Source organism: Hafnia paralvei (assembly GCF_020150375.1).
Lineage (GTDB): Bacteria > Pseudomonadota > Gammaproteobacteria > Enterobacterales > Enterobacteriaceae > Hafnia > Hafnia paralvei.
In genome coordinates, this window is record NZ_CP083737.1 from 912,092 (window position 1) to 933,720 (window position 21,629).

The following is a 21,629-nucleotide window of genomic DNA, read 5'->3' on the forward strand; positions in this document are numbered from 1 at the left end:
ACAACCTACACTTGGAAAGAAAAGCTGGATTTCAGCCTTAGTAAATCAAGTGGTTAGCCATAAAATGGATCTTATATGACGGATAAACCAGCAGGCAAACCTTTGTCATCCAAAGCGGTCGAAATGATGAAGCCTGGGGACAAAAACAAGGCTGATACGGGTGAGAACCGGGGCCTGCGTGTGACTTGCGGTGCTTCTGGTATCAAGACCTTTTTCTACCGCTATACTAGCCCAGTGACCAATAAGCTGTCACAGGTAAAAATTGGAAGCTTCCCGCAAACCTCGCTCGCAATGGCACGTATGAAGTTGCAAGAACTCAAACTAATCAGAAGTGAAGGGCGCTGTCCGGCGTCTGAGCAAAAAGATGAGAAGCAACGGTTATTAGAAGAGAGCCAAAAACCGAAAGCGGCAGTGCTGACGGTTGAAGGGTTGGTTGAGCTGTATCTTACCGAGCGTATTGAGGATCGTAAAACGAAGGACGGGAAGGTCATTCCCGGTGCCAGAAAGCCGAAAGGGCAGGCTGAGGTTCGTCGTACTCTCTATGGTGACGCTGTTAAAAGCTTAGGAACCCGAAATGCTGCTGAGATTACGCGTCAGGATGTCATCAATTTAATTAATGGCATTGTAGCCCGAGGTGCAACCGTACAGGCTGGTAATGTTCTGAGGGAGCTTTCACTCGCTTATGAATTTGCAATTGGCCTTGGGCGCTTTGATGACAGTTTTGCGAATCCAGCGTTGTTAGCAAAATCCAGCTTACGACAGACCAGAATCAAGCTCACAAATGGACGTGGAACACGAGTACTGAGTGAGGACGAGCTTGCTAAATTCCTTAAGTGGCTTCCGGGTTCTGCTTATACGCCAACGATCAAAAACGTGTTACGTCTGACTCTCTGGACCGGGTGTCGTACAGGTGAAGTCTGCAATATGGCATGGAAGGATGTTGATCTTGAAAAAGGCACTATTCATCTGCGAGAAACTAAAACAGGGATAGAGCGCTACGTACAGTTATCTGATCAGGCAATCGACTTTCTCAAAGTACTACGGCTTACCTCTGATAAATATCTATTCCCTTCGCAAGCCACAAAGAAGCCAATTCAGCAGAAGTATCTAACTGAAAACTCATGGCGTCTACGTGAAAACGGTCAAATGCTTGATATACCTCATTGGACGCCACACGATCTGCGTCGTACAGTACGAACTGGGCTATCTCGTTTGCAGTGTCCAAATGAGGTAGCAGAGGCCGTATTGGGGCATACACGTGGCGGCGTTGAAGGGATTTATAATTTGTATAAGTATGATGCGGAGTGCCGGAAATGGCTGCAGGTATGGGCGGATTACTTGGATGGCCTGATAAAATAACAAATACAGATGTATTATTAATTTATGTTGCTGCAATAGAAGGGATTATTCATGCTTAGCAATTTCAATATCGAACAGCAAACTCTAATTGAGAAATTATCATTAGTTGATGATCTAGAAACTTGGGCAACTTATACCAGACATCTTGAAAAAGAAGTCAAGAAAAGCATCTATGAGTGTGCCAGACGTTTGTGGATAAAACGTAAAATACTTGATGGTAGTTTGCTTTTACATCCTAATGTTCGAAATGATTTAATTGAGCGGGAGTATAGGCCATTATCTATTCACAAGAAAATGATTTGGGCTAGTGTATTAGTTTCTTATAAAGGTGAAGATAGTAAGGCGTATTTTAAAAGAATAAAAGGGAAGATAATTAAAAAGTATGGCCTCAAATGGTGGAAAGATGTTGATAGTAGAATAAAGCCAGCTTATGCAGCGCAGCAACGTATTTTAAAGCGTGTTGGTGCTCTTGGTCCGGGAGTAAAATACTTTGCCTCACAAAGTTCGTTTGTAGGCAGCATGTTAAATGATGAACTTGATGCAGCATTAAGAATGATTCCAGATGATTAAGAGAAAACGCAATGAAGTTACCTTTTACGTTGAACCGTTATTCGAACTCTAACTTGTTGACTATAATGTTTTAATTAATATTTTTATTTGTACTCATTTGGGAGTTGGCTCGCATTTGTAATGCGAAAGTCGTAGGTTCGGCTTCTATTATAGCACCATTAAGATCAATAAGTTACATCAAGCATAATTATCAATTACACTATTAACTCTTTTTCGTGTAACTGTAAGCACACTCGTTTTAGTTCCACACACTTTTTGAGATTTCCGTGTATTCGGCCATCAGTCGGTACTCTTCCGGCGTCAGGTTGTTCAGGGACTAATGAGGCCGCTCGTTGTTATATGCCATCAGCCAGCGCTCGGTAATTTCCTGTGTTTCATTCAGTGTTCTGAACAGGCAAAAATCCAGAATTTCTGTCCGGTATGCCCGGTTGAACCGTTCGATAAAAGCATTCTGTGTTGTTTTACCCTGCTTGATAAATTCGAGCTGCACGCCATGTTCTTCGGCCTATTGTGCCAGCGCCAATGAGACCAGTTCTTGCCCGTTGTCCATCCGCATCTTCAGCGGGTACATAATGCTGCCCTATTGCTGTATGTTCATCGAAACCTTTCTGCGTTCAGCAGGTCCACGTCTTTAGGCATCTCATCCAACAAGACTTCAATTCCATCACTAATTATCACGACAGACTGTCACCAGACAATCTGATACTGCATAAGTTGTTCTTACAAAAAAATCAAAAGCGCATTATTTTTTATCTCTAATGCTTTTAAGCAGCATCATTAATTCACCCGATACACTGATATCTAGATAAGATTCAGCAATAATTAATATTGAGGCAACTTTCTCTAATCCTGAATACTCACTGCCAAGACAAGCTCTTTCAATTTTAGCTGCTGAAATCCTTGGCGCGCTGAAAAAGAATTTCTGCTGCTGAGAAGCAAAAAACCATCGTTTTACAAGCAATGCTTCCAGTGCTACCGCCGTATAGTTTTTCACCAGTCTGGACACCTCTAATAATCGGCATGAATTTTTCCATAGCTGAACTGGTGTTAAAGAATTGCTTTGTAATGCCAGCAGTGCAGATGCCGCTTGTTGGTAAATGTTATTACTGGGCATTTCTCCATGCAAAACAGCAATGAGCCCCTTAAAGTCCGTAGAAGGTTCAGCGATATGCTTAAGCATATCGCTCCATGAATTTAAAAGCGAAGGCAACTCAGAACTTTCTGCAAAACTTGTTATACAGGCGGCAAGAACTATTTGGCTATTTAACACCCATGGTGCTTCATCACTCCAGTAATCCTCTGGAACTGGAGGTATTTCCCCAACCTGATAGATGTCAATATTATTTTGCTCCACGATTTTCTTGTATGATATCCCTTCATGCACCCCGACAAGAGTCGGAATCAATTTATCAAATGTTTTTTCTCTGAATAATGACTCCAGCGCCAGTATCCGACCATAAAATACCGAATTTAATGGCATCCTGCCTTTTGTTGCCATATGAGCACGTTTCTGAATCTCATCTCCCAGGGATAAATAATCCCAGGTTGCTACCAGCAATCCCCACGAGCCACTAATATCAATGAGTCGGTGATCAACAATTTTTTCATGGGGCTCCTGATTGCTGCACATTCCTGGTAGGGGCACGACTAAGTCATGTTCAGAATATCCTATCGTTTCAAAATGAACCCATGCGATACAGTGCCTAACCGTGGCATGCAAATGGTGGGCTCGAATATCATCCTTGGTTTCAATTGACGGCAGACATTCCAACACTCCAGCAAAGAGAAGCAGGCATTCTTTTTTCTTATCTGACCGCCATAAGGACACAGCAGCATCTGCCATCAAACCAACTCTTATTTTTATTTGGATCTTTGATTGCCCGGTAATTTCCGCACCTTTTTGGAAAAAAACGGCCGACTCTGACCAGTCGTTCAATTTAGCAAAAGCAATGCCCATATACCGGCAGGCAAAGACATAATCCACATTACCCAAATCAGGCAAGAGCAAGGCTTTCTGGAAAAAATGTATCGCATCTGAATAACGTTCTGCGTGAAACAGTACCTTGGCGCGCTGATTGCTCAAAGTGGCATCATCCTTAAATTCTCTCTCTGCTGCGTCCAGTACAGATAAAGCTTCATCGGATGAATGCTCATATTCATCATAAATAACTGAAATATTGGACAAGCAGGCTTTGTAGAGTCTTCTCGCCCCCCACTTGCGGGCTTTCGCTTCTGTAAGTCGGAGTATATGCAGCGTTTTCTGAATATCCAGGGAGCTGCCTTTTTCTTCCTTCCAGCATGACTGGTTAATTAAAACATTCGAAAAATCAGTATCAATGTCACAAACAGCAAGCAGCCTGCTTCTTTTACTCTCTTCAAGGAGGTCAAGTGAAGTTACAAGCTCACGGAGATCATCCAGACCATTGACTCTAATTGCCTGATGAGAAAACAGAAGAGTAACTGGATCGTTTGTATCAATAGAATATGCACCGGGATAAGGGGGAAAAGACACGTTATTTACGACACCACTGTCCAGGGCGTCCATCATAGAACTCAGTAATCTGACCACCGTTAATGACGGAACATGTACCTTTATATTAGCTAAAATGCAGCCATAGGCCATTAAGGTTGAGAGATGCTTCTGCTTTTCAAGCGTAATTGAGGCAATGATTCCTTCTATTCTAAGAATACTCGCCAATACCTTCGCTTCTTGTGACGAAGACACAATAAGTTTGAATTGAAGTAAACGAAGCAGCAGCTCAGTCATTGCTTCATCATCAATAATCGTTTGGCCTGGTTTCAAGGCCACTTCTGCAAACCAAGCCATTGAATCACGAAGGTAACTCAAATGCTTATCGCTCTCTGTAATAAGCTGGCTTGCCAGAGAAATAAGTATCGTTTTTTCTTTTGCCAAGAATGCGTGCAGGAATGCATTCGCCACATCGTACTGGTTGAGTTCTTTTTCATTAACAATACTGTGCGCAATCTTGATATGAACGGCGTTAATCTCGTCTTCAGGCAAAGTATCGTTGGCTGCTCCAGCCAACAATGGGGATACTCGATAAAGGTCGCTACCTTCCTTTTCAATCCAGGGACCAACGAGCGTATCAAAAATCTCCCCGGGCAATCGAATGGGAGGTGGTGCTCCCGCAATAGCGGTAACAATATTACGCCGGAAAGACCCTGAAACGAGACTGAGTCTGTAAGCCAAAACCCTGGCAGCATCAGAAGGGAACTCCCTGACAAGACGGCTGCGGGCTTCTTCTTTTATACGCTCTACATCCTCTGGTCGCAAGATGTCATCAATCGTTGCAGACCACCCTCGACCGCTTAACGTTCTGACCCTTGCATGCACTAATTGCGGATGCCCCCGAGTGGAATAATAAATCCCCCGCCCAGTTTGAGAAACTTTTTTCGGATCATGGAGCCCGTGTATTTTAATTAACGCCCCAATCTCCTGTTCGTCAAAATAGGGAATGGCTTGTTCGCTCTCCTGAGAAAGCCACAGCTTAGGGAATAACGGCATGGGGGGCGGCTTCTGACCTGTCACGACAACCCTGCCTTTATTTTGCATAGCAGTGAAAATCAGCGTGATAAGTTCACTCTCAAAGTCTGCAATGTCACTCAAATCCAGATCGTCCAGCACCAACTGGATTGGCAGGGTGGATGTATTGACTTCTATTGCTGCACGGGAAAGCATTTCCCTTATTTGATCAGTGGACCGTCCCCGAAAACTCCCCCATCCCCAACGCCCACCTATTTTGTCAGAAAGCAAGGCCGCAAGGTTTGTTTTACCCGTTCCGCTGCTGCCGTGTAAAAAAAGCACTTGAGAAGACAAAAGCTGTCGTTCTAACTTTTCGACAAGGACAGTTCGACGCACTGCACCCTCTACAACCGGCAGTGGCCTCCCAATCGTAGGCACGCGCGCAAGCAGTCTTGATATTTCGCTAACTTCTGCATTATCCATGAACTGCTGCAAGCCGCTGTTCCTTCGCAGACTATCCAGCTCATTTTTAGGGACCGACTCCATGGTGGCCGACTCGAATGCATCCCAAAAACCTGTTTGAAAAAGTGGTTTTGAACCTTTTGTAGAAAGTAAATCTGCGACGTGTTTAAGGAGATGCGGTAGCACTTGACGTGAATAATGCGTATTAATGCCGAGTTTTGAACCATGCAATTTGAGCTTATCTTCAATGACCAACTGCAAAGCATCTTTTTTCTTATTTCCCAAATCCCACTCAATTCTATTGATGAGTTTGTGGCAGAGAATATCCACGGGCGCAGACTTCACGAATTCCATAAGCGCGGGGTTCAACGGGAGCGTTAAAAGAAATGAACGCAATGGCTCAACCTGCTCAGTGTTTGGGCGGCACTTCTGCCAGTATTCAAGCCCTTTTTGATTTTTCCCAAAGGGGGCGCCTTTTTCATCGACAGCTGAGGCTGTCGTCAAAAATCGTAAGGTAACATCGTGATGGGGATTGTTCTGCTGCAAAGACCAGAAGTTGTTAAGCGTCTCGACAATTTCAGGCGAACGAAGCGTTAGATTGCCGGATAAGTCTTTGACTTGAGTGCCAATAACGGACTGCCCTGAACAGATATCAAAGTCTTCCGCGCATTCAAGGAACAAAATTTCGCTTTCATTGAGATTGATCCATGCAAGGACACTCTGATAAATCTGGTAAACGTATCCGCGAATACTGTCAGTAGCATCGCGCTTTGCATCGGTTTTATGGCTTGGCGTCGCAGTCATTTAGGCACCATCAATTATCCCTATGCCAAAAGTATACTCCAGCTGATTGTGCAATTCTTCTTGTTAGTCATCAACTTGTTCAGGCTGAAGCAAAGCCATAAAGCTTCACCACCATCGCCCCAGAATAATGAGGGTGCCAACCTGTGCACATTGTTCGTAGCCCGCGCTCCTATATTGGTTTTGACTGTCGGGATGTTGAACTTTTCTGCGGTCAAACATACGCGTATCTGTTCTTGCTCTTTCTGTTTCAGAAGTCCATTTTTCCTTGCTCTGTTGCTGACGGCGGGCATGGCTGTTTACGCCGTTCAATTTGACGGCTTCGCGTTTCTGTTTACGCTCAGTACGGGGGATGCCGGTTAAAACTTCGGCTTCAGCCTGCATGCTGAATCCCCATAAAAAAGGCCCGCGATAAGTGCGGGCTGGGCGTTGTGTGCCTCTGGGGTCAGCTATCCATGCTTATCCGGCCCATGTTGAGGACCAGTACATTGATGCCATCGGCTTCCACCATCAGGTATAATTTCATGGCTGCACCTCGCGGTATTTACCTGTGGTGATATCGGTCACCACTTTGTAAGTGTAGCGGGTCATCAGCTCAGTGGCTTGGCGGGCGCGGAGAATATCGATATCAGTAACTGGTAGTACTGGAAGTGATTGCAGTCGGAATGCTGATTTTGCACACTACGACAGGTATATTCTGTTTGGTATCTGTAGAAGCTGTCATTGTACTGACTCTGCATGTACCGGGCACGTTAGATTTAATAATGAATGGCGCATTAGCCGAAGGAGCTTTTTCTGGCTTAGTTGTATTGTGTGTGCCTAACCAACTAAATACGATCATAGCTACAATGGTAAATGTGATGATCTTATTCATGAGGATTCCTTTTGGAGTAAAATGTGAATTACTTTACCCAAAAGGAATCCTAATATTTGCTAGTTTAAGGATGTTATAACCCAGATACGTTTATATAGAACTGGCCATTATTATCATCAGTTTTCTGTACCCGGTAAGTTATTGGCAATGAGTCTTTCAGGTCTGGCTTTGTAAACGTTAAATCAGCAGCACACTGATAAACATCAAGGCCTGATTCATGGCTTATTGTTCTGACATTTTCTACTGTAATCCGCACATCTTTATCTAATGTCATCCCTTTCTCAATTGTCTTTCTGGCTATATCAACGACCAGATTTTTAGCATCATCACTACTGCATTTCGGTGTTTTTTCGCCACAGCCAGCCAGCAAACCAGCGGTTATGAGTACCAGAAGTATTGCTCTTTTCATCTATGATTCCTTCATTAATTAGCGATACTATTTACTTCTTATTAAATAGGCCATCCATTGTGCCCGCCGCAGAGGCTCCGCAGTATCCCTCGCAACCACGAGTCATAAAACTGGCTTTACCGTTATTCAGTTCACTAATTACTGCGACACACTGGCTGGTATTGTCATTCCAGACCCAGCGACGCTTCTGGCTTTCTCCGGCAGCTATTTGGTTTGCCGTCCCTTCCATATTGCATACGCCTGAGCCATCTCCTGTTGAGGCATTAATGTTGAATTCAGCATTGCCCTTTCCCGGATTCAGGGTTAGAACCGCTCCGGGTTTTACGTACTGCGCTGCTGCGACAGGTAGCGTTATGGCTGCCATCAATAAGGCCAACAGTTTTCTGTTCATTAATTAATTCTCTATTAAGTGATACGGATGTTTTTGGTGATTTTCCCCAGTGTCAGCGGTCTGCGTTTTCCCACAAAGAAATAAACGACGTTGAATGCGGACTTGCGATGATTCCCTCGACCGAGAGAGGGCCAGTTGCGGAAAGATTCGATCTGTTCTTCTGAGTAGGGCGTGTCAGAGAAGTCAAACAGCACAAGCAAGGCTTTGCCGTCATGCTTCATCAACTTTTTAACTTCAGTGCTATTTACAGTTGCGGAGACATTGGAACGTGCCGCAGTTGGTTTACGTACTGCAAACTCAACGGCTACATCATCAATGACAAAATCAATGTAACCGTGCCCGGATACAGTTCCTGGCAGCTTGCTTTTTACTTCCGGTGAGACATTATCTGCAAACCAACCCAGCAAATAGCAACGTACCAGAGGCAGTAATTCCCGCTCGCTACATTCGTTCAGACGCAGGGTTTTGGCGAACTCCCTGCGATAAAGAGAACTGAAAAAATACTCAAAGCATTCCGTTATTTCAGTGATGGTGGTTGCCATGGCTGCATCCTTTACCTGCTATTAGGTCCATTTTTAAGGGCATACCTTTCCGGCCATAATGTTTCCGGTGTCGTATCCAGAGCCCCGGCAATAATGCGCTCAGCTCTGGGGTAATGACGCTCTAAGGCATTATTTAATGTACGTGGCGCAAGGCCGTGACTGCGTGAAAGCGACGCCAGCGTTAACCCTCGCTTGTGAAGTGCTGCCACAATATCGGCACGATGCCAGTTCCCTGAACTTCCTTTGCTCTGCTTTTTCTGCGATGCTGTTGAGTTACGCACAGTATTAACTCCATGGAATCAGTACATGGATATTAAATGCGAATAAAAGATACCTTTCAAGTTCTTTTGGTATCTATTTGTTGGTTTTCATATTAACGCATTGATATCTGGTGAAATTTATATGAGCAGTAAGAGAACAGTTTCGGCTATACCTACTCATCCTGGAGCTTCTGTTGAAGAGGCTAAAGACTGGTTGACAGCAGAGGAATTCACTCATATTGAGGGGATGCCGGGCACTGCGCGTGGCGCCAGGATGCGCCTGGAAAAGCTGGCATCCCTGCACCCGGAAATACGTCGTAAAAGGACTACCGGGAAAGGCGTTGTTTACCATATTAGCGCAGCCACAATGTCGCTTGATGATGAGAGAAACAGGGCTAAGGGCGAAGCGTTTACTCTCAACGACAGTGATCGCCAGCTAAGCCTCTGGGTGCAGCTGTATCGCAATATGTCGCCAGCTTCGCGGGCGCAACTGATGGAGCAGGCCCTCAGGCTGGTAAAGGACGAACTGATGTCTCAGGGGCCCAATGTTTCTGAACTGGCGGTACAAATCATGAAGCTGCCCGAAGATGAGCGTAAGCGCCTCTTTGAAAAGCTGAACGGGAAGGTGTGATAGCGTCAGTTTTCCGCCATGTCAGACAGAAGGAACCACCCCGGAACCCTGGCCCGTCTGACATGGCGGAATGTAAAGTATGCCATTACTTATTAATGAATAAAAATCTGTTTTCAGTTATTTCCGTACTGAATTGCTAACTGATTTCTTATTGTTATTATTTGCAATGAAAGTATATTTTTGGTATAATTTCATTGCTGGGTAGTGTTATTAATTGCAGCCAGCCATTTAAATCATCATATTCTTTAAACGTTCATTCTTGTTAATCCTTCACTGGAGGGTTGACTATATTTAAAGAACACCATTATGACTATATCTGACAGGGGATATTGTGTATTCATTATTACAATGGCAGGAATTAGTTAATAAACTCTTCATTAAGTATTATGGCATAGACATTAACAACACTGCCTTTTGTGAGGTAAGTTATATGAAAAGATACTGGACTGATTGTGTGCGTCCTTATCAGGCAGTCAATGAATGGGCATATAAGTATGATCTGCACAGACTTGATTCAGTTGACACTCCATTGAGTGAAGTTAATGAACTATCCGTCAATCAATACATGGAATTAAAATGAATAAAATACATCAGGAAGGGCTGACTATGCCCGTCAGTCAGGAATTGATACATATCATATTAAATGAAGTGGGAAATCCACCGCCGCATAAAGCCAGAATTACCGCTGTCAGTCTGTTATTTAAAGACCTGAGTTACAGTGCTGAAAAGGGCGGTTACCATCCTGTCGAAATACGGATTATTTCACGCAATGATGAATGGTATTTTGATTACATCACCGACTTCGGTTATATGGGGACGGTATACCCAGAACTGGAAAAGGAAATTGATATTAGCTGGAGTCAGCAATATGTTTTTCTTGCCCATGTTGGTGATCTGCCTGTTAACGCCGGAAAGGAGTTATTTGAACTCTGGCAATCCAACTTTATTCAGTATCACGCCATGAACGTCTACACCATTACCGTCCTGTGGGAAAGCTAACCCCACCACACTAATCATCACTATCTTATGAGGAATTATCTGTGACGACTGACAGAGGGATACGTGCGTCTCAACAGGGCGAACTGGACTGTCTTTGCGGTGCTTATTGCGTGGTTAACATGCTGAGCTGGCTGTTTGATGGCAGGGTGAAACGACGCCCGTTAATGAACCGGCTTATTCAGACTTATCAGCAGCGCTGGCCTTTGCATGAATGGCTGACTGAAGGGATTGAAGAAGACCGTTTAGACTGGCTGATAGCTCAGGTGTTGCAGAAAGGGCATTACAGCCGCCAGTTCCCGGTTGAAATCACCAAACCCTTTGCAGGGAAGCGAGGGTTATCAGACGGGCGGCTTTTCAGGGAAATGCAGCGGTTTCTTGACGTCACTGACCATTCCCGCCTGATTATGCTCAGCGACCAGTTTCACTGGTCCCTTCTGGTCAAAATGGATGAGGAAACGCTCTGTTTCTTTGACAGCAACGGGCGAACCACCATGCCCCGCAAAGTCTTCTCCCTGCGTACTGGCGTAACCCGCCGCCAGCTGTTTTCCGACGCCATTTACTTCATTGAACGGGAGTTCTGAAATGACCATGTTTTCCCAACGTGAAACCCGTATCCTCGACCAGGCGCGTGACATCATCAGCCGGTACTACCAGCGTGGCGTTCAACTCTGTTCCCCTGATGATGTTCGACGGTGCATAATGGTTGAGCTGGCACCGCTTGAACATGAAGAGTTTGGCATCATCCTGCTCGATAATCAGAATCAGTTGCTGCACCGCGAAATCCTGTTCAGGGGTACGCTAAACTCGGTCAGTGTTCACCCCCGTGAAGTTATCAAGCGTGTGCTGAAACATAACGCCGCCGCCGTCATCCTTGTCCACAACCACCCCGGCGGCGAGCCTGAACCCAGCCGTTGTGATATCAAGTTGACTAAAAAGCTTCAGGAACTGCTGGAAATGCTGGATGTACGGTTACTTGATCACTTTATCGTGGCAGGAACTGAAACGGTGTCGATGGCTGAACGGGGGCTGGTGTGATGCTGAAAGTTACCTGGTTTAATGTACGTTATTGCGGGTTAGGCGCATGAGCAGGACAGCGTTACGTCAGGTCGTGCCGGTGGTGCAAACCACCGTGTTCGATGCGTATACTGGCGGTCTTGCACCCTCGGGACGGAGAGGTATCATCAGCCTGTTAAACCGCAGCGCCAGCATACTTAAATGCGGTGCGGATGCAGCAGACTATCCGTGGGAACAACTTAACTACGCCGCCGTCGCCAAAGTGCGCGCGGCACTGCTGAATGACGGTTACGCCGTGTCATCGGTCAACATGGCGCTGTCAGCACTCCGGGGCGTAGCGCAGACGGCCTTTAACCTCAATTGCATGGATGCCGAAATGCTGGCACGTATCCGGTCAGTTAAGCGCATAAGTGGTGATATCCAGCGCAAAGGAAGGGCTCTAGACAAACAGGAAATCCGTGCGCTGATTCATGCCACAAAACAGCATCCGCAACCGGTACGGCGCTACCGTGATACCGCCATAGTGCTGACGCTTTGTGGAACGGGCCTGCGGGCCGGGGAACTGGTTAAACTTGAACGCCGGGACTATGACAACGGTATCTTGACGGTGAGGCAAGGGAAGGGGCGTAAATACCGTGAAATTCACGTGGCGGATGCAGTTGATAAAGCTATCCGCGCTTGGCTGAAGGTCAGCGTAAACGAAGCTGAAAACGCACTGTTCAGCCGTATTCAGCGCAACGGGAAGACCGCCAGCCAGCCTCTGACAACAACCGGGTTAACGGGTATCCTGGTGGAGTTACAGCATACGTCAGGTATTGCGCGTTTTACTCCACATGACATGCGGCGTACCTTCATCACCCGCTTGCTGGAGCAGGGCGTGGATATCAACACCGTCCGCCAGTTGGCAGGTCACAGCGACATATCCACGACTACGCGCTATGACTGTCGTGGTGAGAGCATGAAAATCAGCGCCAGCAGACGTATCAGGTGTTTTTAGCTGTTGAAACGTTGCTAGACGCGATTTCAGTTTTATCTTCAGCATTCAACCGCGTGTATTTTTGATTCTGGATGTTAATCAGTGCATTGATATTTTCAGGCTGTAGCATCCACTCAACATCCTCACGCGTCCATTGTTCACTGTCAGAGAAATGTTTAAATGACGGTTTCTCCGGCCCGCATTCATTAAATTTTGCTGCCACCGATGCGCATTTCTCACGATCTGACTCCCCCGTGTGAAGCTTGTCAAAGCGGCCTTTAACTTGCTGGTAAACAGTGTAGATTTCCAGTGCCTTAGGGGACCTGGCCGGAACTATCATGGGGTGCTCCTCCAGCCCATAAATCCCGCTTAGCTCTCCCTCATTGAGCAGGTCATTAAACATGTGATTCACGCAGGCACTCAGCACATCCGCCGCTTTCTTTGCGTCGATTTTATCCGGGCTAAAACCCGTTCCCGTCAGTTTCCGGGAAATCAGCGCCAATTTTTGTCGGGTATCCCGCCCCAGATAGAGCTTCTTCTCCAGAAATTCAAAGACCTCATTACTGCTTTTACGTGCCCGGTGGCATTTCGCGTCAGCCTTGTTGCTTGGGTTACCAATCACAGGTCACCTCCATGACAGTGTTTTGTTCAAAATATCACCATTGAGCCTCAGTGGTAAATAGCCTCTTTATGTGACCGTTTCGGAGACAAAAATAAGTGCTCTCGAATGACATCCACATGAAAGATGCCTTCAACGTGCTCAACGAAGGCATCGTTGAGTGAATCCTTACCTTTTTTGGTGGTTGTAAATAACCCCGCTCCTGAAACAGCTCAAAGGAGCACAAGCATGAACACCAACCGTAATCACTGTAAAAACGAGATTCATCGTATGACATAAGGAACTGTAACCACAATGAACAAACGCATTAAGAAAGGTTTATTTTCCGCGCTGTGACGCTAATTGATAGCAAAAAATTAGCTTACCTAGAAACTAATATTGATTTCAGGGCCAACATCCAACTGTTGGCGGAGGAGTAAAATGAAAACGATTAAACGTGAAACTTCTGCATCCACAATAAAGTTAACGCCGTGGTTTGAAACTATGGGGCGACAGATTGGTTTATCGCAACGCACCATCGATGCCATTATGGCGGATAATCAGTCGCGGATAAGAAAGCTCAATAAGGAAGGAGCCCGACACATTCGTATCAGTATGGAGGATCATGAAAACTACAAACAAGTTGCCTGGGGGATTGGAGGGGCCGGCCAGTTAGCAATGATACTACAGAGGTGCACATACATTCCTTGTGGAAGTCAGGCCTGTTCACAGTGTGTTGCAGCAAAACAACTACACCAGCAAGCCATTGATTTATACGGTGATTTTAATATTCATCGCAACCATGTTATCGTCAGGTACAGCAGCACAGATTTGTCGGCGGGTGATTTGCTCGATATGCATAACCTTTCATGGTCTCATAATGGTAGGTAGTTATTGCTAACAACACCTTTAAGTTGATTAAATAAACAGTTCCCTGCTGATGCAGCAGTTAGCGGGGAAATTTAAGTGCTATGGGTAATTCCTTGCCTGTAGTTCTTATGAGCCTGCCATCACAATTTCTCATGCAACTTTCCAGCATTTTTACCCAGCCAAATTTTATCAAGGCAATCATTTCGCCTGTATTCGATGACCCTTCCAGTCGTTATTAAATTCAACTCCTGTTCATTACATGTGATTTTCTGTTTTCCCACTCCAAAGAGCGCTATTTTTTTCTCAGCATAATAATCGCCATTTCTATATTTTTTTGATTGTTATTTAACCGTTGAGCCTCAGTGGGTGTGGCGTGATTTAATGGTCATTATTGGGATGATTTATGTCGTCCCATGACGTACTAATTTCGAAAGAAAGCCAAAGATTGACGTCTGGAGCTCAATCCGAAGCAAATCCTTGAGATTTTTCATGCTTGTAAATAGCTCAGCTCCTGAAACAGCTCAAAGGAGCACAAGCATGAACACCAACCGTATTCTCCGTAAAAAAGAAGTTCTTAACCTGACCGGGATCTCGTCCGCGACGTTGTACCGACTCATAGCTAAAGGAGACTTTCCAAAATCTAAGAAACTGACTGGTGATAGCGGTCGGGCTGTGGGCTGGGGAGCAAATGAAATTCAAAACTGGATTCAGTCTCGTGGGATTAGCAATACACAGTGATCTGTAAGCCTTATCCAACCCCTGACACACCAACCATATAACCAGTAACAGTGATGATACCTGCATATGAAAGGGGGAGCACTGTTACTGCTATGAGCTATCGGAACAGAATATGACGCAACAATTTAATCGTGAACGGGTAACATCCTTACGTGACAAAACCTCACTTGGAGTTAATGGTGCAGGCCAGTCTACGCATGGCAGTTTAGACAAAATAGCATGGGTAACGGACATGCATGTCCGGGAAGAAAATCAGATACTCAGACAGCGTTTGTTTGGCCTAGCTTCAGGTGGGCGCTACCTGATCAAAGTTCGACCGGCTGGTAAATATGAGTGTGGCGGGCACTATCGTCATGTAGTCGAGATCCGACTGAAAGCTAAATCGCGCAAACACCCCATATTGCTGGCAATCCATTTTGACCCAACCAGTAGTCAGCGTGGATTTCAGCGAATGGAACTTAGTCCCCAGCACTATTCTGCGAAACAGATAACGGATTTGTTTGTGTGGCTGGGGCGGAAGGGACGCATCGGCAAGTATCTGTATTGGGGATTACGTAATGCCTGGATAACAACTATTCATTACGCGCTGGATGTGGTGGGAATGAAGATCCATGACTATTTAATCAGGCTGGTTGGTGCAAGGAGCGGCGACTTTAATGATTTGCATGGAAAGCAGGAAGGGTTACGGCTGGGGTCTACGACTATCGTCGCGTCAATATATGAAAAGGCCGATGCTCCGGGTGTGGCAACTGAGAGAAGGTATGAACAAGCTGTCCTTCTGCTTGATGAGCAACAGTTCCGACGGTTTCTGCGACTGGAATTGCGTTTATCACCCGGTAAGCAAAAGCTCATGCTTAATAACCTGCTCAGCATGGAGAATCTGGTTTCTAAACTCGCATTTTATGACCGTAACGCGCTGGTAGATTCTGAGCTTGAACCTGATTTTTCTCGCCTGCTACGTGAGTATGTTCCTTACCCGGTTGCCAGAGCGGATTACCTGCCGTCAGCCAGTCTGAATGGTAAGCAGGTCAGCCCGGCAAAAAAAGCTGCTGATAAGCGCGTTGATAAACTCATGGAGCGCTACCGTGTGGAATTATTCGATTCAGAGGCTGTATGGGCTATGTTACCGCTTGTTGTGGCAAAACTTGGGATTCTCGCGCAACCGCAATACTGGCAATTTAAGCATCGCCAGAAGTGGCTTCAGTTGCGACTGAAAGACGGGTAATGGTAGTTGGGCAGGGATGCCGTTTGTTTTCATGGTATGGTAATGGCGGATATGTTGAATCAGAAACCTGAAAATGAAGGTTTTAAACCGCCCATTGTTGCAGAATTTTGGTGTGATAGACCAGCTAGTTACCGCTGCTGTTTAGTGTCAGATTAGCATCTCGTATAATGGTAGGGGAAAACCGCCGATGGTTTTTTATTCCAAACATCGGCTTTAGTACCCTGGTATTAACCGCAGGGATTGATGATTATCCCCATAACACAGAATCTATGTTTGTATTTACGACTCTGCACTTTTGTTAATTATGCCGGTTAATACAATCCTCAAGGTAGTTATCAGGTATAACTCTATATTACTCACTATATAGTATGTATATGTCACTGCCATATTAATAGTGATAATGAGCAGCAGCGGAAGTAGAGCGAGAAGAGCGTGAGTGTTATGAGTGAATGAGTGATATGAAAAAAAATTGGCCTTCTTTAAGGTATTCGTAATTGATGTTGTAAAAAACAACAGTGTTTCTTGTGTTATGCAACTATCAATCACGAGGTGTTCTGTGAAATATTCTGTGGGTTATATTATTAAACGTGGCATTCTGGTTACACTTGATACTTATAATAAGTTCATTGAGGATGTACATACCATACCTTTCATTGGGAAAGATGGTCGCCAGTCTCCGTCATACTATCTGGATATTCAACGGTTTTTGCAGCATTTGATTTGTAATAACTTTCTTTATACTAAAGACACCCCGGAGGATAATCCATGGACGCAATACTCGCCAATATATAATGAGCTGGGTAAAAAGGAATTACCGTTTGTCTTTAAACAAAATAAATACCTGTGTTGTGACCGGGCGTTAGAGTTGCTGAAAGATGCAGGAATTATAGATATTAAAAAATACTCTTATGGGAATGGGAAAAGCCGTACTTTTGCTTTGTCCAAGGCATACCTCAAACGCTGGTTTGAAGTCTCGCCTGATGACTACAGGCAGCGCGATGATCGTTACATTTATCTGTCTGTGGGTAAGCGTGTTCGTGACGTAAAGATCATGACGGAGGAACAACTGATCCACAAAGCGTTATCGCACTTTAATAAGCCCCGCCATGCTACGCGTCACGTATCCCGTGAAACCCAGCAATATATGCGTCAGGTGTATCTCAACATGGGGGCGTTGCGTATCAACCTTGATAAGCTACAGGCCTACGTTCCTGAAGACGAAAGGGAGGCTGCTCTGAAGTCTCACTTCCTCCAGCATCTGGCTGAGCGTGGTTGCAGGATGGTTTCAAGTGTTCCTTTGGTGGTTGAATATTTTCCTGAATACAAACTGGCAGAGCGAGGAACTCGTTCATTTGAGAAGAATGGTGGCTTTCAGGCGTTAAAGGCCGCTATCAAATGGGAAGTTGTTGTGGGTATTAACTACGATATCAAAAGCAGTCAACTGACTATTCTGAAACATGAACTGGAGCGATACGGTATTAAATGTAAGCGGCTGGCAAAGATCACCAAGAAGAAGGTCATGCGTCGGTTTAATATTGATCAAAAGGCTGCTAAGTTGCTTATCTATACCCTGATTTACTCACTTGGAGAGTTTCGTAAGCATAAGGACAGCGCTGCGTTTCGTAAGCTTTGTGATTTGTATGGCTACAATGAAGCGGTGAAAAAGGCCGATGAGTGGATTCAGTTTGTTCGGCCAGTGAGAAGGGCACTTAACAAGTTGGTGGCGCGTTATCTTGATGAGCATGTTAATTGCCCCGGTCGTGGCTGGGCCATACGTAATGCCGTTCGTCAGTCTTTTATGGTTAAACCTGACAAGATCACTGCGAGTGTTCGTCGGTGTTTGTTGTCCCATATGATTCAGGGTATTGAGAGTAAGGCGGTGTATGAAGCAGTGCTGGCTAATCCCGGTGTATGCAGTTCGATTGAGCATGATGGGATGGTGAGTAACTGTGGGATATGCTGGAATCACCCTTATCTTGAATTGAAGACAAAACATTAAACATTAATCTAATCTTGACCCGTCATCTTCATACAACCATTCAACATTACCTATAAAGATGTGGCAGCGCGTAAACTCAGGAAGTCAGATGTGATGCGCCGGAAGCTGCTGTCGCACATATTAAAGGGGCTGGAAAGTCAGTCTGTATACGATTATGTTGCCAGCCATAAGGGGGGTTGCGCACTGGAGCACGATGGGTTTGTTTCATATGAGGAGGTTACTGAATGGTCCCATCCATATCTTTTGATTGAGCGGAAGCAATAGATAAAATTTAACGCCTAAGGTATTATATATTCGTAAATAATTTCTAGTTGGAGAATTTTATAAATATATATCTTCTATTGCATCCTGTTGTTTCTTTATTCTTTATTAAAGAATTTACCTGAAAAGTCGTTTAAAACGCTCTAGAAAGTTCATGCTTTGATAATCCTTGAGTTTTAATTCATTAATTTTTTCATTGAATGAATTAGCTTTGTTTTTTTCATTATCTAATTGCGTTAGCAAAGAATTATTAAGATGTTTTGTATTATCGATTGATTCTTTTAGCTTAAAAATTTCCTGTTTCATTTCTTTTATTGTTGATTCAAATGATTCTTTTTTTTCAGTTTTTTTTGCCAACTGGCCTTTAAATGATTCAATCTCTTTTATAGCCTTCATAATCGTTTCATTTTTTTTGTTAATTATAAATTTATGCTCATTTAACATTATAGGATCAGATAATATTTTCATATAAACAATGTTATTAAATTTACTTTTTAAAAAGTTATAATATCGTTCCATTTCATTTTCGTCGATATCAGTATTGTTTAATTCTGATTTGAGTCTCATCTTATCCGATAATGAAACTTCAATTATGGGTATATTATGGTCTTGGAAATCTTTTATTTTTTCATAACTGCATTTGTGAGTTACTTTAACTTCAATGGCTACCTTCCTCCCCCATTTTCTGGCTAATTCTATTGGTTTACTAAAAAAACCTACTAGATCAGGATAATAAATTGAGCCATCTTCGAATTTGATTTGTAAGTCGTCTTTTTTTATATTGTCGAATTCAATCTCATAATTTTTATCGTTATCTTGAAAGTTTATTTTTTTCATTTCCGATAAAACTAGAATTGCAGTTTCATGAGATATGTATTCTGAGTCAGAATCATGGCTTTCGGTAAATGCTGTTGAATCAGACTTATATCTGAAAAAGGCTGTTTTTGTTTTTTTAACTGGTGTTAACTCTGCTCGTTTATCCTTGTTAGATTGTGTGCTCATAAAGGTTAGCAAAGAAAGTTCTTTAGGGTTTTCTTTTCGCATCTTAATAACCTCCCAGATAAAGAATAATCGCTCTTTATTTGTTTCTTTATTTTTAATGTATTCATTTTTGTTATCGATGGCGTATGCCCAAATTTTCTTTCTTGCCATCAAAACCTCTCCTTGTATTTTAATGTGTGCTGAGATGAATTTAATTGTGTAACTAATAATATATATGATATTTTCATCGTTAAGAGATGTAACTTTACAGAAGGTTATTGGTAAAGGGGGAGCTGTTATGTAGATATTAGAGGGGATATATGCCATCATTATAGGATGGCATATAATGAGTTCTAACAATAAATATTATTCCGGATACATTTCATGGAATTTTTCCTTCACTTCACTTCCAATGCCAGGAAGTGTAATAAGGAAACCCAGTTCATTGTAAATATCACCCTTAGAAGAAGATGACAACCAGTTAAGACTTGTGATTACAATATTGTTATTGTCCCAAGAGAAAAACTTAGCATGTACTTGAGGATTATCTGCTGTTGTAATATTGAAACCTAAAGACTGAAGATTTTGTTTTAATTCCTTAAGTTCGGCTGATTTTAGATCCCCACTTGATCTTCCATAAGCAATATCAATAGATATATTCTTATCGTGCGCTTTCACGGTTTTCAGCGGTAATATTATAGGTCTATCACCCGCATAGCTAACTCTATGACTACAAATAAATATATTTTTTTTAACTATATTGCAAGCTTGTTTTACTATAGGGTGATGCTCAGGTGCAGAAATTATTTGAACGCTAGTATTACCATCTGATTCTTTGCGTATACTAACATTTTTATATAAGCTTGCAGAGAAAACAGCTAGTTCTCTGCTCAGGTTATTTGCTAATCCAGTTCCACCCATTGATAGATGGGAGCATATATCAGTTAAATCTGCTACGATTAAATCGTCGGTTATACAGGCAGATACTTCAAATCTATTAAATCTGCTCGATAGCCAATTGCACGAACCTAATGTAGCGCTGTAAATACCCTGTATTTCATCATGAATTATGAATTTTGCATGAGATAGAGTGGGGGCTCTATGGAATTTTATTTGTGTAGATAATCCTTTTTGTACTATTTTTTTATTTAATTCGTCAAATTTGGCTATGACATTTTTATAAGATTCAAGTTTATTTTGTTCCTCTGGTTCTGTTTGGCCCCATAGAATATCAATTTGAACTGATCGTTGTGCCGCATCTATTAAATTATCAAACACATCAGCAATACATTCTTCATTGATAAATGTAGAATGTATAATTAATCTACTTTTTGCATTGATTATTGAATTGAAAAGATGCATCCGATGTTCTTCGGGACCTGCAATCAGTCTAACTTGCTCTTTGTTAATTAACCGTTTTGGTAGCGTTTTAACAGTTTCATTAATATTTTCCCCAACATAGATATCAGATTTACTTATATCTAATATCTCTGCGCGCTCACGAATCTTCTTATCTCTTTTAATTATCTCACACTTTAATTCATCTGATATTTCGGGCACTCCTGTAATATTCCCCATGTCGTCTATGGCGGCAAGAGCAAAATGTATATTTTTAGAATAATTTGTATCTATTATGTCATCTTCTATATCAATAACCTCTTCATCGTAATTTGTGATTTTTTCATAAATTCTAGATAAGGTAGTAGTGTAGCTAGAGATGATATTTAATTCAGAGCATAAACCACGGAATGACTTTGTAGCATCTAAAATATTATGTTTAGAGTATAGTTGAAAACTTTGTTTCTTTTTTCTTTTCTCGTATCGGTAACACTCACGAGTCAAAGGGTCCACCATAAAACTTCTAACTCTTGAATAAGGGATGCTATCAGTAGGTAGTTCTTCATATAAGGCTACTTCTGCCCCCCTATTCGTCGTTACAAAAAAATATTCATCATTGATTGGTTTTATTTCGATCCATCCAGCTTTCATCAGAGGGATTAGCATTTCCACGACGAGTTGCCTGGGGAGATTTGATGTCTTAGCTAAAAAAGTTGAGGTACAAGGTGTTTTAGCAATATATCCTAACAATATTTTTTCAATTGGCCCCCAAGGTTTTGCTTTCGCTAAACTAAAACGATGTATGCCGTATCCAAAAGGTACTATTACGTATGTAGTTAATGACATG

At 43.2% G+C, this 21,629-nt stretch carries 23 protein-coding genes and 2 pseudogenes; 13 read left to right on the plus strand and 12 right to left on the minus strand.

Annotated features, from left to right (window positions below):
- The first annotated feature begins 75 nt into the window (after positions 1-75).
- Both K9N75_RS04145 and K9N75_RS04150 read left to right on the plus strand, forming a co-directional pair.
- Positions 76-1,359: a tyrosine-type recombinase/integrase gene (locus K9N75_RS04145; RefSeq protein WP_224452252.1), complete on the plus strand. Its 1,284-nt coding sequence runs from the start codon at positions 76-78 to the stop codon at positions 1,357-1,359.
- A 51-nt stretch (positions 1,360-1,410) separates the two neighbouring features.
- Positions 1,411-1,929 carry a hypothetical protein gene (locus K9N75_RS04150; RefSeq protein WP_224452253.1) on the plus strand — a complete coding sequence of 173 codons (519 nt, stop codon included), beginning with the start codon at positions 1,411-1,413 and terminating at the stop codon, positions 1,927-1,929.
- A gap of 238 nt (positions 1,930-2,167) precedes the next feature.
- Here K9N75_RS04150 and K9N75_RS04155 read toward each other — a convergent pair.
- From K9N75_RS04155 to K9N75_RS04190, 9 genes and pseudogenes are all read right to left on the minus strand, one after another.
- Positions 2,168-2,497, minus strand: a pseudogene (locus K9N75_RS04155) (integrase core domain-containing protein); the annotation flags it as partial.
- Between the two features lie 174 nt (positions 2,498-2,671).
- Positions 2,672-6,679 carry a tetratricopeptide repeat protein gene (locus K9N75_RS04160; RefSeq protein ID WP_224452254.1) on the minus strand — a complete coding sequence of 1,336 codons (4,008 nt, stop codon included), beginning with the start codon at positions 6,677-6,679 and terminating at the stop codon, positions 2,672-2,674.
- 105 nt (positions 6,680-6,784) lie between these two features.
- Entirely contained in the window at positions 6,785-7,060 is a 276-nt protein-coding gene (locus K9N75_RS04165; protein ID WP_224452255.1) for a hypothetical protein, read from the minus strand.
- A gap of 61 nt (positions 7,061-7,121) precedes the next feature.
- Positions 7,122-7,202 (minus strand): DUF5983 family protein, encoded by an 81-nt coding sequence (locus tag K9N75_RS22865; RefSeq protein WP_445991593.1) that lies wholly within the window; start codon positions 7,200-7,202, stop codon positions 7,122-7,124.
- A pseudogene (locus K9N75_RS04170) lies at positions 7,199-7,312 on the minus strand (TA system toxin CbtA family protein); the annotation flags it as partial. The gene K9N75_RS22865 and the pseudogene K9N75_RS04170, both read right to left, overlap by 4 nt.
- Positions 7,313-7,623: 311 nt before the next feature.
- A complete protein-coding gene (locus K9N75_RS04175; protein ID WP_224452256.1) occupies positions 7,624-7,959 on the minus strand; it encodes a hypothetical protein in 336 nt (111 codons plus the stop codon).
- 31 nt (positions 7,960-7,990) lie between these two features.
- Entirely contained in the window at positions 7,991-8,350 is a 360-nt protein-coding gene (locus K9N75_RS04180; protein ID WP_224452257.1) for an acyl-CoA dehydrogenase, read from the minus strand.
- Between the two features lie 14 nt (positions 8,351-8,364).
- Positions 8,365-8,892, minus strand: coding sequence for a hypothetical protein (locus tag K9N75_RS04185; RefSeq protein ID WP_224452258.1), 528 nt, complete (start codon positions 8,890-8,892; stop codon positions 8,365-8,367).
- A gap of 11 nt (positions 8,893-8,903) precedes the next feature.
- Positions 8,904-9,101: a helix-turn-helix domain-containing protein gene (locus tag K9N75_RS04190; RefSeq protein WP_236936170.1), complete on the minus strand. Its 198-nt coding sequence runs from the start codon at positions 9,099-9,101 to the stop codon at positions 8,904-8,906.
- On the opposite strand from K9N75_RS04190, the gene K9N75_RS04195 reads away from it, so the two are divergent.
- The 7 genes from K9N75_RS04195 (at position 9,029) to K9N75_RS04225 (ending at position 12,793) form a co-directional block, all read left to right on the plus strand.
- Positions 9,029-9,181 carry a hypothetical protein gene (locus tag K9N75_RS04195; RefSeq protein WP_224452635.1) on the plus strand — a complete coding sequence of 51 codons (153 nt, stop codon included), beginning with the start codon at positions 9,029-9,031 and terminating at the stop codon, positions 9,179-9,181. The genes K9N75_RS04190 and K9N75_RS04195 overlap by 73 nt on opposite strands.
- 113 nt (positions 9,182-9,294) lie before the next feature.
- Positions 9,295-9,783 carry a hypothetical protein gene (locus tag K9N75_RS04200; protein WP_224452259.1) on the plus strand — a complete coding sequence of 163 codons (489 nt, stop codon included), beginning with the start codon at positions 9,295-9,297 and terminating at the stop codon, positions 9,781-9,783.
- A gap of 331 nt (positions 9,784-10,114) precedes the next feature.
- Positions 10,115-10,363 (plus strand): TA system toxin CbtA family protein, encoded by a 249-nt coding sequence (locus K9N75_RS22810; RefSeq protein ID WP_224452260.1) that lies wholly within the window; start codon positions 10,115-10,117, stop codon positions 10,361-10,363.
- A gap of 26 nt (positions 10,364-10,389) precedes the next feature.
- The gene (locus tag K9N75_RS04210; RefSeq protein ID WP_224452586.1) at positions 10,390-10,782 is read left to right on the plus strand and encodes a DUF2787 family protein; all 393 of its coding nucleotides are present in this window, start codon (positions 10,390-10,392) and stop codon (positions 10,780-10,782) included.
- A gap of 119 nt (positions 10,783-10,901) precedes the next feature.
- Positions 10,902-11,363 (plus strand): hypothetical protein, encoded by a 462-nt coding sequence (locus K9N75_RS04215; RefSeq protein WP_311136420.1) that lies wholly within the window; start codon positions 10,902-10,904, stop codon positions 11,361-11,363.
- A gap of 1 nt (position 11,364) precedes the next feature.
- Positions 11,365-11,817, plus strand: a complete 453-nt coding sequence (radC, locus tag K9N75_RS04220) for a RadC family protein (RefSeq protein ID WP_224452262.1) — start codon at positions 11,365-11,367, stop codon at positions 11,815-11,817.
- 46 nt (positions 11,818-11,863) lie between these two features.
- Positions 11,864-12,793 carry a tyrosine-type recombinase/integrase gene (locus K9N75_RS04225; protein WP_224452263.1) on the plus strand — a complete coding sequence of 310 codons (930 nt, stop codon included), beginning with the start codon at positions 11,864-11,866 and terminating at the stop codon, positions 12,791-12,793.
- Here K9N75_RS04225 and K9N75_RS04230 read toward each other — a convergent pair.
- On the minus strand, positions 12,780-13,394 hold the full coding sequence (locus K9N75_RS04230; RefSeq protein ID WP_224452264.1) for a hypothetical protein: 615 nt from the start codon (positions 13,392-13,394) through the stop codon (positions 12,780-12,782). The two genes, K9N75_RS04225 and K9N75_RS04230, sit on opposite strands and share 14 nt — an antisense overlap.
- 417 nt (positions 13,395-13,811) lie before the next feature.
- Here K9N75_RS04230 and K9N75_RS04235 point away from each other — a divergent pair, with 417 nt between their 5' ends.
- From K9N75_RS04235 to K9N75_RS04250, 4 genes are all read left to right on the plus strand, one after another.
- Complete coding sequence (locus tag K9N75_RS04235) at positions 13,812-14,261, plus strand: hypothetical protein (protein ID WP_224452265.1); 450 nt, start codon at positions 13,812-13,814, stop codon at positions 14,259-14,261.
- Between the two features lie 516 nt (positions 14,262-14,777).
- A complete protein-coding gene (locus K9N75_RS04240) occupies positions 14,778-14,978 on the plus strand; it encodes a helix-turn-helix transcriptional regulator (RefSeq protein WP_032742976.1) in 201 nt (66 codons plus the stop codon).
- A gap of 112 nt (positions 14,979-15,090) precedes the next feature.
- Positions 15,091-16,203: a hypothetical protein gene (locus tag K9N75_RS04245; protein ID WP_224452266.1), complete on the plus strand. Its 1,113-nt coding sequence runs from the start codon at positions 15,091-15,093 to the stop codon at positions 16,201-16,203.
- A 556-nt stretch (positions 16,204-16,759) separates the two neighbouring features.
- Complete coding sequence (locus tag K9N75_RS04250) at positions 16,760-18,202, plus strand: hypothetical protein (protein ID WP_224452267.1); 1,443 nt, start codon at positions 16,760-16,762, stop codon at positions 18,200-18,202.
- A 378-nt stretch (positions 18,203-18,580) separates the two neighbouring features.
- Here K9N75_RS04250 and K9N75_RS04255 read toward each other — a convergent pair whose 3' ends face one another.
- Both K9N75_RS04255 and K9N75_RS04260 read right to left on the minus strand, forming a co-directional pair.
- Positions 18,581-19,615: a hypothetical protein gene (locus K9N75_RS04255; RefSeq protein ID WP_224452268.1), complete on the minus strand. Its 1,035-nt coding sequence runs from the start codon at positions 19,613-19,615 to the stop codon at positions 18,581-18,583.
- Between the two features lie 195 nt (positions 19,616-19,810).
- Positions 19,811-21,628, minus strand: a complete 1,818-nt coding sequence (locus K9N75_RS04260) for a phospholipase D-like domain-containing protein (protein ID WP_224452269.1) — start codon at positions 21,626-21,628, stop codon at positions 19,811-19,813.
- Between the last annotated feature and the right edge of the window lies 1 nt (position 21,629).